This window comes from Paraburkholderia sp. BR14374 (assembly GCF_040948685.1).
In the GTDB taxonomy this organism is placed as follows: domain Bacteria; phylum Pseudomonadota; class Gammaproteobacteria; order Burkholderiales; family Burkholderiaceae; genus Paraburkholderia; species Paraburkholderia youngii.
Genome location: NZ_JBFPKF010000013.1, coordinates 138,418 through 151,647 on the forward strand (window position 1 = coordinate 138,418; position 13,230 = coordinate 151,647).

The window sequence follows — 13,230 nt, forward strand, 5'->3', positions numbered from 1 at the left end:
AATCTCCCGCTCAGTGGGCGCGTGAAAGATACGCGTTGAAGCCGTGGTCGAGATAGGCATTGAGCGGCAGGTCGTCGCTAAGCATGGCGGCATCGATATCGGCGAGTTCGGCGGTGCGCTGCTGGTCTTCCCAGTACGCGATGCCGATCAGGCTCACCACCAGCGCGGCGAGCGGCCACGCGAGCGCGAAGCGGCGCAGCGACCAGCGGCGCCGCGGCTCGAAGCCTCTCTGCGGCAACCCGGCCGGCATGCCAGCGAACGCAGGCACGAACACCGGCGCGCTGACGGCTTCGGGCTTCTTGCGCGCCAACGCGGCGCGACGCGCGGCGGCGAGCCGGTCGACGGTGGCGGGAGGGAGGCTGGCGGTGTTTTCGTCGAGCGCGCGGCGCAGTCGACGCGCAAACTCGAGTTCTGTGTTTTCGAGGGAGCTCATAGCGTGATTCCTTTCGCCTTGAGCGCTTGTGCCAGCGTGTGGGTGGCCCGGGAGCAGTGCGTTTTCACACTGCCTTCGGAGCAGCCCATTGCGGCGGCAGTCTCGGCGACATCCATATCCTCCCAATAACGCATGAGAAACGCCTCCCGTTGACGTGCCGGTAATTTCTGGATCTCGTCGTCGATCAACTGCAGGACCTGCTCGCGCTCGAGCTTCTGCTCGTTGCTCTCGGCGCCAGCCGAACCCGCCTCGGCCTCGAAGGTTTCCAGCGGGTCGAATTCGTCGTCGTCGGCGTTGCCGAGCGACGAGAACAGACTAACCCAGGTATTGCGTACTTTGGCACGACGGAAGTAGTCGTGTGTCGCATTCTGCAGAATACGCTGAAATAGGAGGGGCAGTTCGGCCGCCGGGCGGTCGCCGTATTTCTCGGCGAGCTTGATCATCGCGTCCTGCACGATGTCGAGGGACGCATCGTCGTCCCGCACGGCGTAGACCGTCTGCTTGAACGCGCGCCTTTCGACGCCCGCCAGAAAATCGGCGAGTTCCTTGTCTGATGCCATCCGTGTGGGGGTCGGCGCAGCAAGCGTGCGCGTAATCGGTCGAAAAATGTCGTAAAACTCGCGGATGCTAACAAATTTTTGCTCGGATTGGGGTGAAACCTGCTGAACCTTGCAATTGCATGACAATCACATTCTGTCCGATCGCGCGCTCCTGCGCGGGTCCTAATGGCAATATTTTCTTGACCGCGAGCGCGCCAACAGCTATCGTCGCTGGTTCGCAACATAAGTGAGTTGTCTCAATTGAGGTGTGGCCCAAGAAGCCCGCCTGTCAACTGGACGCGCCGCTTGAACCCGAGCCACAAGCCCGGCAGAGAGCACCCGATCAATTTTTTGCCGAAAATTCGAAAGGTGAATCAATGAATATGCCCAGCGCGGAATTCTCCACGTCGGATACGACCCCCCCTCACGAAGCAGACTCTATCGGCGCCACCGTGCTCATGAAGGCACTGGCCGACGAAGACGTCGAATTCATCTGGGGCTATCCCGGCGGCTCGGTACTCTACATTTACGACGAGCTGTACAAGCAGGACAAGTTCCAGCACGTGCTGGTGCGCCACGAGCAGGCCGCCGTGCATGCTGCCGACGCCTATGCCCGCTCCACCGGCAAGGTCGGCGTTTGTCTCGTGACCTCCGGCCCCGGTGTCACCAATGCCGTGACCGGCATCGCCACCGCCTATATGGATTCGATCCCGATGGTCGTGATCAGCGGCCAGGTGCCGACTGCCGCGATCGGTCAGGACGCGTTCCAGGAATGCGACACGGTCGGCATCACGCGTCCCTGCGTGAAGCACAACTTCCTCGTGAAGGACGTGCGCGATCTCGCCGCCACCGTCAAGAAAGCTTTCTACATCGCCCGTACCGGCCGTCCCGGCCCTGTGCTGATCGACATTCCGAAGGACGTGTCGAAGGCGCCGTGCCAATACGAGCCGATCAAGAGCGTGTCGCTGCGCTCATACAACCCGGTCACGAAGGGCCACTCCGGTCAGATCCGCAAGGCGGTGTCGCTGCTGCTGTCGGCGAAGCGCCCCTATATCTATACCGGCGGCGGCATCGTGCTCGCGGACGCGTCGCGTGAACTGAATCAGTTTGCCGATCTGCTCGGTTATCCGGTCACCAATACGCTGATGGGCCTGGGCGGCTACCGCTCGAGCGACAAGAAATTCCTCGGCATGCTCGGCATGCACGGTACGTACGAAGCCAACATGGCGATGCAGCACTGCGACGTGCTGATCGCCGTCGGCGCGCGTTTCGACGACCGCGTGATCGGCGATCCGAATCACTTCGCGTCGCGGCCGCGCAAGATCATCCATATCGACATCGATCCTTCTTCCATTTCCAAGCGCGTCAAGGTCGACATTCCGATCGTCGGCGACGTGAAGGAAGTGCTGAAGGAACTGATCGAGCAGTTGCAGACGGCCGAGCATGGCCCCGACACCGCGGCGCTCGCCGAGTGGTGGAAGGACATCGAAGGCTGGCGCGCGAAAGACTGCCTGAAGTTCGACCGCAAGAGCGACATCATCAAGCCGCAGTACGTGGTCGAAAAGGCGTGGGAGCTGACCGACGGCAACGCGTTCGTGTGCTCCGACGTCGGCCAGCACCAGATGTGGGCCGCGCAGTTCTACAAGTTCAACAAGCCGCGTCGCTGGATCAACTCCGGTGGCCTCGGCACGATGGGCTTCGGCTTGCCGGCCGCGATGGGCGTGAAGATGGCCCATCCGGACGACGACGTGCTGTGCATCACGGGCGAAGGCTCGATCCAGATGTGCATCCAGGAGCTGTCGACCTGCAAGCAGTACGATCTGCCGATCAAGATTATTTCGCTGAATAACCGCTATCTGGGCATGGTGCGCCAGTGGCAGCAGATCGAGTACAGCAAGCGCTATTCGCATTCGTACATGGATGCGCTGCCGGACTTCGTGAAGCTCGCCGAAGCGTACGGTCACGTGGGCATGCGCATCGAGCGCACGGCCGATGTGGAACCGGCGCTGAAGGAAGCGCTGCGCCTGAAGGATCGCACGGTGTTTCTCGACTTCCAGACCGATCCGACCGAAAACGTCTGGCCGATGGTTCAGGCCGGCAAGGGCATCACCGAGATGCTCCTGGGTTCGGAAGATCTTTAACGACGGGGCGCACGGGTAACTCCAGCGCCGGCTTCGTGATGCGCGCCTTCACAAAGGGCGAAAGCAGACGAAGCGGCGCCGCTCCGCTCGCAGACATCGACACTACATCTGGAAGAAGCGAAACATGAGACACATCATTTCCGTCCTGCTGGAAAACGAACCGGGCGCGTTGTCGCGCGTGGTGGGGCTGTTCTCGGCACGCGGCTACAACATTGAAACCTTGACGGTGGCTCCGACCGAAGACCGTTCGCTGTCGCGCATGACCATCGTCTCCGTTGGCTCCGACGACGTGATCGAACAGATCACGAAGCATCTGAACCGCCTGATCGAGGTGGTGAAAGTGGTCGACCTTACCGAGGGCGCTCACATCGAACGCGAGCTGATGCTGATCAAGGTGAGGGCGGTCGGCAAGGAACGTGAGGAGATGAAGCGGATGGCGGACATTTTTCGCGGCCGCATCATCGACGTCACCGAAAAGACCTACACGATCGAACTGACGGGGGCGAGCGACAAGCTCGACGCCTTCATCGAGGGGCTCGACTCCACGGCGATTCTCGAGACGGTCCGCACGGGCAGCTCGGGCATCGGTCGCGGCGAGCGCATTCTGAAGGTCTGACGTCGCGTTTCGCAAGGGCGGGCAACGCCGCATCACCCGGCTGTAATAACAACATTCGCAGTACCTGAATTTTCTGAATCATTGAATCTAGCCAAGGAACCGACATGAAAGTTTTCTACGACAAGGACGCCGATCTCTCTCTCATCAAGGGCAAGCAGGTCACCATCATCGGCTATGGCTCGCAAGGCCATGCGCACGCGCTGAACCTGAAGGAAAGCGGCGTGAACATCACGGTCGGTCTGCGCAAGGGCGGCGCATCGTGGAGCAAGGCTGAAAACGCCGGCCTGCAAGTCAAGGAAGTCGCGGAAGCGGTGAAGGGCGCGGACGTCGTGATGATGCTGCTGCCGGACGAGCAGATCGCCGACGTGTACGCGAAGGAAGTCCACGCGAACATCAAGCAGGGCGCAGCGCTCGCGTTCGCGCACGGCTTCAACGTGCACTACGGCCAGGTGATCCCCCGTGCCGACCTCGACGTGATCATGATCGCGCCGAAGGCACCGGGCCACACGGTTCGCGGCACCTATTCGCAAGGTGGCGGCGTGCCGCACCTCATCGCGGTTGCGCAAGACAAATCGGGCGCGGCGCGCGACATCGCTTTGTCGTACGCAGCGGCTAACGGCGGCGGCCGTGCCGGCATCATCGAAACGAACTTCCGCGAAGAAACCGAAACCGACTTGTTCGGCGAGCAGGCTGTGCTGTGCGGCGGTACCGTCGACCTGATCAAGGCTGGCTTCGAAACGCTGGTCGAAGCGGGCTACGCGCCGGAAATGGCGTACTTCGAGTGCCTGCACGAACTGAAGCTGATCGTCGACCTGATCTACGAAGGCGGCATCGCGAACATGAACTACTCGATCTCGAACAACGCCGAGTACGGCGAGTACGTGACGGGTCCGCGCATCGTGACCGCTGAAACGAAGAAGGCGATGAAGGCCGTGCTGACCGACATCCAGACCGGCGAATACGCGAAGAGCTTCATCATCGAAAACAAGGCTGGCGCACCGACGCTGCAATCGCGTCGCCGTCTGACGGCCGAGCACCAGATCGAGCAGGTTGGCTCGAAGCTGCGCGCAATGATGCCGTGGATCGCGAAGAACAAGCTCGTCGACCAGTCGAAGAACTAAGCGTCTCGACGTCACGAGGTCCGGCGCGGCGCCTTCAGCGCGGCGGCCGGACCAGTCAAAAAGCCGTCCAAGGGTGCTGAACCCTGGGCGGCTTTTGCTATCCTACGGTTTTACAAAAACACAGAAGCCATCCATGAATTACCCTCATCCGATCATCGCGCGAGAAGGCTGGCCGTTCATCGCCATCGCGGCCGTCGTTGCACTACTGGTTCACGCCTTCGCGGGGTTCGGCTTTGCGTGGCTCTTCTGGCTGATCCTGATCTTCGTCGTGCAGTTCTTCCGCGACCCGGCGCGTCCGATTCCGACGCAGGCCAACGCGGTGCTGTGTCCCGCCGACGGTCGCATCGTCGCGGTAGAAACCGCCCATGACCCTTATGCGAATCGTGAAGCGCTGAAGATCAGCGTCTTCATGAACGTGTTCAACGTGCACTCGCAGCGCTCGCCGGTCGACGGCGCGATCTCGAAGGTCGAATACTTTCCCGGCGCGTATCTGAACGCCGCGGTCGATAAAGCCTCGCTCGAAAACGAACGCAACGCGGTCGTGATCGAGATGGCCGGCGGCCAGACGGTCACGTCGGTGCAGATCGCCGGGTTGATCGCACGGCGCATTCTTTGCTACGTCCGTGCCGGCGAGCCGCTGACCCGCGGGCAGCGCTACGGATTCATCCGTTTCGGTTCGCGCGTCGACGTGTATCTGCCGGTGGGCAGCCGCCCGCGCGTATCGATCGGCGAGAAGGTGTCGGCGTCGTCCACGATCCTCGCCGAGCTGTAAAGCGGCATACAGGAGGTTGTCCGAATGGCCGCATTCAAACCGCGTCGACCTCGCAGCAGCGGACCGCTGCCGCGTCCGTTTCGTCGCAACAAGCCGGTGGTCACGGAGTCGCCGGCCGTCGACAGCCGGCGCGCGCAGCGTCAGCAATTCCTCAGAAAGCGCGGCATCTACCTGCTGCCGAACGCGTTCACCACGGCCGCGCTGTTCTGCGGTTTCTTCGCCGTCGTGCAGGCGATGAACGTGCGCTTCGAGATCGCGGCGATCGCGATCTTCGTCGCTATGGTGCTCGATGGCATGGACGGCCGTGTCGCGCGCATGACGCATACGCAAAGCGCGTTCGGCGAGCAGTTCGACAGCCTGTCGGACATGGTGTCGTTCGGTGTTGCTCCCGCGCTCGTGATGTACGAGTGGATACTGAAAGACCTCGGCCGGTGGGGCTGGCTCGCGGCGTTCGTCTATTGCTCCGGCGCGGCGCTGCGGCTCGCGCGTTTCAATACGAACATCGGCGTGGTCGACAAGCGTTTTTTCCAGGGCATGCCGAGCCCGGCCGCGGCGGCGCTGATCGCCGGTTTCGTGTGGCTCGCCACCGACAACCGCGTGCCGCTGAAGCTCGTTTGGCTGCCGTGGGTCGCGTTCGTGCTGACCATCTATGCGGGCGTGACGATGGTGTCGAACGCACCGTTCTACAGCGGCAAGGCGCTCGACGTGCGGCATCGCGTGCCATTCGGCGTGATCCTGCTGGTGGTGGTCGCGTTCGTGCTGGTGTCGTCCGACCCGCCGCTGATGCTGTTCGGTCTGTTCGTGCTGTACGGTCTGTCCGGCTACGTGTTCTGGGCGTATCAGGCGATGCGCGGCCGGGCCAATCCCGCGCGTTCGATGTCGCACGACCGGTGACGATTCGAACTTCGCTGCATCGCAGCGATATACGAAAAACGGCAGCCACGTGCTGCCGTTTTTCGTTGGCTGATGCTGTTACGAGCCCGCTTCGGAGCGCGCCGCAGGCCGCCCAGGCGTGCATTGCGTGGTGGCTGGAATGCCGCTATAGTCGTCGGATCAGTGCGTTGGCGTGGCCGATTTTGCCGGGTCGGCGAGACCGTTCGCTGCGCCGCGCCATCATGCTTGGTTCTCGCCCTTATGCGTTTTTGCGTTCCGTCCGCGCCGGCCGCGATCATCGTGATCGCCCTACCTTGCCAGCGGTGGCGCCCATCGTCCTATTCCAAAACCAAGTCCCACATCTGAACGACTCCCGAGGAGGCCCGACATGTCCGACAAACTGATCATTTTCGACACCACGCTGCGTGACGGCGAGCAATCGCCCGGCGCATCGATGACGAAGGAAGAGAAGATCCGCATCGCCAAGCAACTCGAACGGATGAAAGTCGACGTGATCGAAGCGGGTTTCGCGGCCAGCTCGAACGGCGACTTCGACGCGATCCATACGATCGCCGGTCTGGTAAAGGACAGCACGATCTGCTCGCTTGCGCGCGCGAACGACAAGGACATTCAGAAGGCCGCCGACGCACTGAAACCGGCCGATCATTTCCGCATCCACACGTTCATCGCGACGTCGCCGCTTCACATGGAAAAGAAGCTGCGCATGACGCCCGAGCAGGTCTTCGAGCAGGCCAGGCTCGCGGTGCGTTTCGCGCGCAAGTTCACCGACGACGTCGAATTCTCGCCGGAAGACGGCAGCCGCTCGGATATGGACTTCCTGTGCCGTGTGCTGGAAGCGGTGATCGCCGAAGGCGCGACCACGATCAACATCGCGGACACGGTCGGCTACGGCGTGCCGGAGCTCTATGGCCAGCTCGTGAAGACGCTGCGCGAGCGCATTCCGAACTCGCACAAGGCGGTGTTCTCCGTGCATTGCCACAACGACCTCGGCATGGCGGTCGCGAATTCACTCGCCGGCGTGCAGATCGGCGGCGCGCGCCAGGTCGAATGCACGATCAACGGTCTGGGCGAGCGCGCGGGCAATACGTCGCTTGAAGAAATCGTGATGGCGGTGAAGACCCGCAAGGATTACTTCGGACTCGACGTCGGTCTCGATACGACTCAAATCGTGCCGGCCTCGAAGCTGGTGTCGCAGATCACTGGTTTCGTCGTGCAGCCGAACAAGGCCGTGGTCGGCGCGAACGCCTTCGCGCACGCGTCGGGCATCCATCAGGACGGCGTGCTGAAGGCGCGCGACACCTACGAAATCATGCGTGCGGAAGACGTGGGTTGGACCGCGAACAAGATCGTGCTCGGCAAGCTGTCGGGCCGCAATGCGTTCAAACAGCGTCTGCAGGAGCTCGGCATCGCGCTCGACAGTGAAGCCGAACTGAATACCGCGTTCGCGCGTTTCAAGGAACTTGCAGATCGCAAGGCGGAGATTTTCGACGAAGACATCATCGCGATCGTCAACGAGGAATCGGCCGAAGCGCACGAGAAGGAGCACTACAAATTCCTGTCGATGTCGCAGCATTCGGAAACCGGCGAGCAGCCGCACGCGAAGGTCGTGTTCTCGGTAGAGGGTAAAGAGATCACCGGCGAAGCACGCGGCAACGGCCCGGTCGACGCCACGCTCAACGCGATCGAAACGGAAGTGGGCAGCGGCTCCGAGCTGCTGCTGTACTCGGTCAACGCGATCACGACCGGCACCCAGGCACAAGGCGAAGTGACCGTGCGGTTGTCGAAGAGCGGACGCATCGTCAACGGCACCGGCACCGATCCGGATATCGTCGCGGCGTCCGCGAAGGCGTATTTCTCGGCGCTCAACAAACTCTATTCGAATGCGGACAAGTTGAATCCGCAGCGCTCGGAGTAACGGGAACATGGCGCGCCGGTAGCGCGCAATCTCGACGGTGAATCGAAGGAGAAGTCCCGCGATGCCTGGCACGCGGGGCTTTTTTTCGCGGTCATCGCGCGGGTGCGATGACCCGATACGCGGGGACTACTCCGCTGTCGTGCGCCGCAGCGACCAGCCGCTCGTTGCGCGCGCCTGCTCGCGGACCTGATATCTGAGGTCGACGGTGATTCCGCGGCGGGGCGCATCCGCGACGAACGCATCCAGCAGTTCGCGCACGTCGTGATCGACGAAATCGGCGCGTGTCGCGTCGACGAGGACGGTGGCGCCATCCGGAATCTGCTGCAGATAGTGCTTGAGCGGCACTTTGCCGAGAAACGATACGTCCTTGCGAAACGACAGCAGGTAGTGATCGCCATGCTGCGCGAGCACGATCGGGCCGCGCAGGTTTGCGTACAGCGCAAACAGCATGCTGCACAGTATGCCGAGCACGATACCGATCAGCAGATCGGTGACGAGCACACCGACGACCGTGACGATAAACGGTGCGAACGGCGCGAATCCCTGTCGCGCAAGCCCGGCGAACAACGACGGCTTGGCGAGTTTGAACCCGGTGAAGATCAGGATCGCGGCGAGGCAGGCGAGCGGGATCAGGTTGATCACGCTGGTGAGCGCGAACACGCTGACGAGAAGCAACACCCCATGAACGATCGCCGAGAGCCGGCTTTTTGCGCCGGCATGCACGTTTGCGGAGCTACGCACGATCACCGCGGTGATCGGCAGGCCACCGATCGCCCCCGCGATCAGATTGCCCACGCCCTGCGCCTTCAGTTCGCGATCGGGCGGTGCGCGGCGGCGTTCCGGATCGATCTGTTCGACCGCTTCGAGGCTCAGTAGCGTTTCGAGACTTGCGAGGATGGCGATCGTGATCGCAACGCGCCATATGTCTGGATTGATGAGCTGGGCGAACCGTGGTCCGAAGTGGGCCGACACGAGCACGGCTTGCAGTGCCGCGAACGATTCGAGCGACGGCAACGCAACCCGCCGTTCGGCGGGCGGTGCCAGCGATGGCGCGACGAGATCGAGAGCGAGCGTCGCGCCGATGCCGAGCAGCACCACCGCGAGCGGCGCCGGCATGATGCGCACGACAGCGAAGCGGCGCAGCGCGCGGGTTTCCCAGCCGGCGAGGATCGCAAGCGACAGCAGCGTGATCAGCACGGCGGTCAGCGAGATTGGGCCGAGCGGCGTTGCGAGCGCCGCCGCCGGGTGGCCGGAATGAGCGGTGCCGGACAGCCCCAGCGCTACGGGAAACTGCTTGAGGATCAACAGCACGCCGATGGCCGCGAGCATCCCCTTGATCACTGGCGACGGCACGTAGGCCGCGAACCGGCCAGCCCTGAGCATGCCGAAGCCGAACTGGATGACGCCCGACAGCAGTACGGCCAGCAGGAAAGCGGAAAAGCCGCCAAGCCGCGCGATGCCGTCGACGACGATCACGACGAGGCCCGCGGCCGGGCCGCTCACGCTCAGGCGCGAGCCGCTCAGCGCGGCAACCACGAGCCCGCCAATGATGCCCGACACCAGTCCGGCAAATGGGTCGACGCCCGATGCGTGAGCAATGCCGAGGCAAAGCGGCAGCGCCACCAGAAAAACGGCCGTTCCGGCGAGCACGTCGCGCTGGAGCGCGGAGAAGGGGGTTTGAGTATCCATGGAGTCCAAAAGCGAGAGGTGGGGCGGCGAGCGACGAACAGGGGTGGCTCGATGAGGATTCCGCTGTCGGCTTCGTCCGCGGTTCGAATGGCGGGTGCGACGCGCTTCGCTAGGCCGCGCTGTGCGCGGCGGTCGGGCAGGTCATCGCGTCGTCGGCGCTGTAGCCGGAGGTGAGAACCTTGAGGCGCCCGTCGTCGAGCGCAAAGATCCAGCCGTGCACGAGCGGCGCCGGATCAGCCTCGTGCACGATCGGGCTCGCCCGTAGGTGCCGCACCTGTTCGAGCACGTTCAGCTCGGCGAGGCGGTTGACGCGATCCGATTCGGTCGCCGCGCCGTCCAGTTCCGGGCGATGCGTTTGCGCGAGCGCGCAGAGCGGCGCGATACGCCGGTTTACATGGGGCAGCGCGGGGTCCGGGGGCAGCAGCGCGGCGCGCACGCCGCCGCAGCCATAGTGTCCGCAGACGATCACATGGCCGACCTTGAGCACTCGCACCGCGTATTCGAGGACGCTCGCGACGTTGTCGTCGCCGGGATCAAACAGGTTGGCGATGTTGCGATGGACGAACAGATCGCCGGGCTCGCAATGCGTGATCGTTTCGGCGGGCACTCGGCTGTCCGCACAGCCTATCCACAGAATGTGTGGATTCTGTCCGCGCATGAGGTCGCGAAAGAATGCCGGATTGCGCGTCGCGGTTTCATGGGCCCACGCGACATTGGCGACCAGCAGGTGTTTGGGGCGGTTCATCGTAGCAGCTCCGTAACAGAGGCAATTGACCTGGCACCGGACCGGAACCGCAGTTGCGCGGTCGATCATCACCCGGTGCACGAACGGTGTTTACAATAACCTTTCTTTTGCGGAGTTGTTGACGTGAACAGGATTAAATTCTTCTTTATGCCTAGAGAATAAAAAAGCTGCCTACGGAAGGCAGCTTTTTTGAGATACCGTTCTTCGTTCGAAGATCGCGCTCAGGACTCAGAACAGGCTGCGACGGTCGGGCTCGTGCAGCGGGTCGGGGGTCTTCTGCGTGAGGCGCAAGATGCCCTGGTCATCGAAGTAGAAGCTGTACAGCATGTACCAGACGTTGTCCTCGAGATAGCGATAGGTCCAGACTTCGCGCCTCATCATCGGGAAGTACGACGTTTCGACCGGACGGCCGAAGTTCACCAGTACGTCGCTGCGCGTCCATTTGCCGATCTCGGCGCGGTAGAACTCGTTGGGTTGCAACACCTGGCGCATGTTGACGATTTTGCCGGCCGCGTCGATGTCGGCGGCGGTGGTGGTTTCGCCCATCGGTTGGGTCGGCCACATCAGGCGCTTGCCGCCGTCGGGGAGGTCGTAGGTTTCGCGCGGCGGTCCGAGCCGCGCGATCACCGTCGATGCATCCGCTCCCTGTTGATACTGCTGCCACGGCTGGGCGCAGCCGGCGAGCGCGAGCACGCTCAGGCAAACGAACGCGGCGCGCCGCAGACTCGCGCCGGCCGGGGTTGTGATAGAGGCCGCCGTGCGGTGATGGCGGTTCGACATGTATTCCTCCGATGGCGTTTGAATAGCGGTTCTTATCATCGAGACCCACCATTTTGACACGCGCCGTGGCGAAAGAATGGCGCTGCCCGAACGTGGGTCGCCTCCAAAGGAGAACGGATGCGCCGGCTTGCCTATTCCGTGCGCGTGGTTCTATGATCCGCGCTTCGAAGATTCAGGCGGGACGACCATGACGGCGGTGTGGCAACGGGCGGCGGCGATTGCGCTGACGGCGATCTCAATGGCGGCGGTGGGCGTTGGCGTGGCTCAGGCGACGAGTTCGGGGGTGAATCCGACCGGCAAACCCACGGGCGCCCCGATCCGGCTCGCGCTGATCGAAGGCATGTCCGGCCCGTTCGCGAACGCGGGCGCGGCGGTCGAGCGCAATCTGCGCTTCGGCGTCGAGCAGGTCAACGCGCGCGGCGGCGTGAAGCTCGCGGACGGCGCGCATCCGTTCGAACTCGTCGTGCTCGACAGCAAGGGCAGCGCGGAAGAAGCGCTGACGCAGATGCGCGCAGCCGCGGATCGCCATATCGGCTACATCCTGCAGGGCAATAGCTCGGCGGTCGCCGCGGCGCTCATCGGCGCGATCGACAAGCAGAACAGCCGCGAGCCGGACAACCGCGAACTGTTCCTGAACTACTCGGCCGACGACCCCGCGCTCACCAACGCGAACTGCAGCTTCTGGCACTTCCGCTTCGACGCGCACGCGGGCATGCGGATGGCCGCGCTCGCCGAGGTGATCGAGCGCGACAAGACGGTGAAAAAGGTTTACCTGCTGAACCAGGACTACAGCTTCGGCCACGACGTGAGCAGCCTCGCGCGCTCGACGCTCACGGCGAAGCGCCCTGACATCGCGGTGGTCGGCGACGAATTTCACCCGATCGGCCGAGTGAAGGACTTTGCGCCGTACATCGCGAAGATCCGCGCGAGCGGCGCGGACGCCGTGATCACCGGCAACTGGGGCAACGACCTGACGTTGCTCGTGAAGGCGGCGCGCGAGCAGGGCCTCGACACGAAGTTCTACACGTTCTACGGCAACAGCCTCGGCGCGCCGGCCGCCCTCGGCGACGCGGGCGTGGATCACGTGATCGCCGTGGCCGAGTGGCATCCGAACGTCGGCGGCGCGGCCTCCGATGCATGGTACGCGGCGTTCCGCGCGCGCTATCCGGCCGCGCAGGACGACTATCCGGTGCTGCGTATGCCACTGCTGCTCGACACACTCGCCGCCGCGATGAACCGCGCCGGCAGCGCCGATCCGACGGCGGTCGCGAAAGCGCTGGAGGCAATCCGCTTCGACAACGGTTTTCACGCATCCTGGATGCGCGCCGACGACCATCAGCTGATCCAGCCCCTTTACGTGATGCAGATGGACAAAGCCGGCGCACCCGGCGTGCATTTCGATAACGAAGGTTCCGGCTACGGCTTTCGCACGGTGCTGGCGATATCAGCCGAGCGTACGGTATTGCCGACGGTCTGTCGGATGCGACGCCCCTGAGCGACGCGCGATTCGCTTGCTAGCGCGGGCTTCGCGGCCGATGTCGGCTGTGCTACAATACGCGTCCCGTTGTTCGGCTGGGTTCTCATT

Annotated in this window: 12 protein-coding genes; 7 read left to right on the forward strand and 5 right to left on the reverse strand. The window is 63.2% G+C overall.

All coding sequences use genetic code 11. From position 1 onward, the window contains the following. Positions 1-10 precede the first annotated feature (10 nt). Complete coding sequence (locus AB3X86_RS26235; protein WP_176109136.1) at positions 11-433, reverse strand: DUF3619 family protein; 423 nt, start codon at positions 431-433, stop codon at positions 11-13. Continuing rightward, on the reverse strand, positions 430-993 hold the full coding sequence (locus AB3X86_RS26240; RefSeq protein ID WP_008920621.1) for an RNA polymerase sigma factor: 564 nt from the start codon (positions 991-993) through the stop codon (positions 430-432). The genes AB3X86_RS26235 and AB3X86_RS26240 overlap by 4 nt, the downstream gene beginning before the upstream one ends. Positions 994-1,349: 356 nt before the next feature. On the opposite strand from AB3X86_RS26240, the gene AB3X86_RS26245 reads away from it, so the two are divergent. The 6 genes from AB3X86_RS26245 (at position 1,350) to AB3X86_RS26270 (ending at position 8,431) form a co-directional block, all read left to right on the forward strand. Next, entirely contained in the window at positions 1,350-3,113 is a 1,764-nt protein-coding gene (locus tag AB3X86_RS26245) for an acetolactate synthase 3 catalytic subunit (protein ID WP_368598262.1), read from the forward strand. Between the two features lie 124 nt (positions 3,114-3,237). After that, complete coding sequence (ilvN, locus tag AB3X86_RS26250; protein ID WP_018420000.1) at positions 3,238-3,729, forward strand: acetolactate synthase small subunit; 492 nt, start codon at positions 3,238-3,240, stop codon at positions 3,727-3,729. A 104-nt stretch (positions 3,730-3,833) separates the two neighbouring features. After that, positions 3,834-4,850 carry a ketol-acid reductoisomerase gene (gene ilvC / locus AB3X86_RS26255; RefSeq protein ID WP_008920617.1) on the forward strand — a complete coding sequence of 339 codons (1,017 nt, stop codon included), beginning with the start codon at positions 3,834-3,836 and terminating at the stop codon, positions 4,848-4,850. Between the two features lie 133 nt (positions 4,851-4,983). Further along, positions 4,984-5,622, forward strand: coding sequence for a phosphatidylserine decarboxylase (locus AB3X86_RS26260; RefSeq protein ID WP_115102455.1), 639 nt, complete (start codon positions 4,984-4,986; stop codon positions 5,620-5,622). Positions 5,623-5,646: 24 nt separating this feature from the next. Further along, entirely contained in the window at positions 5,647-6,516 is an 870-nt protein-coding gene (gene pssA, locus AB3X86_RS26265) for a CDP-diacylglycerol--serine O-phosphatidyltransferase (protein ID WP_176109134.1), read from the forward strand. Between the two features lie 367 nt (positions 6,517-6,883). Beyond that, positions 6,884-8,431, forward strand: coding sequence for a 2-isopropylmalate synthase (locus tag AB3X86_RS26270; protein WP_176121303.1), 1,548 nt, complete (start codon positions 6,884-6,886; stop codon positions 8,429-8,431). A gap of 126 nt (positions 8,432-8,557) precedes the next feature. Here the strand turns inward: AB3X86_RS26270 and AB3X86_RS26275 are convergent, their stop codons facing one another. The 3 genes from AB3X86_RS26275 to AB3X86_RS26285 form a co-directional block, all read right to left on the reverse strand. Further along, positions 8,558-10,120, reverse strand: a complete 1,563-nt coding sequence (locus tag AB3X86_RS26275) for a SulP family inorganic anion transporter (protein WP_368598263.1) — start codon at positions 10,118-10,120, stop codon at positions 8,558-8,560. 109 nt (positions 10,121-10,229) lie between these two features. Beyond that, positions 10,230-10,865: a carbonic anhydrase gene (locus AB3X86_RS26280; protein WP_368598264.1), complete on the reverse strand. Its 636-nt coding sequence runs from the start codon at positions 10,863-10,865 to the stop codon at positions 10,230-10,232. 228 nt (positions 10,866-11,093) lie between these two features. Further along, complete coding sequence (locus tag AB3X86_RS26285) at positions 11,094-11,645, reverse strand: hypothetical protein (protein ID WP_176380822.1); 552 nt, start codon at positions 11,643-11,645, stop codon at positions 11,094-11,096. 187 nt (positions 11,646-11,832) lie between these two features. Between AB3X86_RS26285 and AB3X86_RS26290 the strand changes: the two genes are divergently transcribed. Next, on the forward strand, positions 11,833-13,140 hold the full coding sequence (locus tag AB3X86_RS26290; RefSeq protein ID WP_368598295.1) for a branched-chain amino acid ABC transporter substrate-binding protein: 1,308 nt from the start codon (positions 11,833-11,835) through the stop codon (positions 13,138-13,140). The last annotated feature ends 90 nt before the right edge of the window (positions 13,141-13,230 follow it).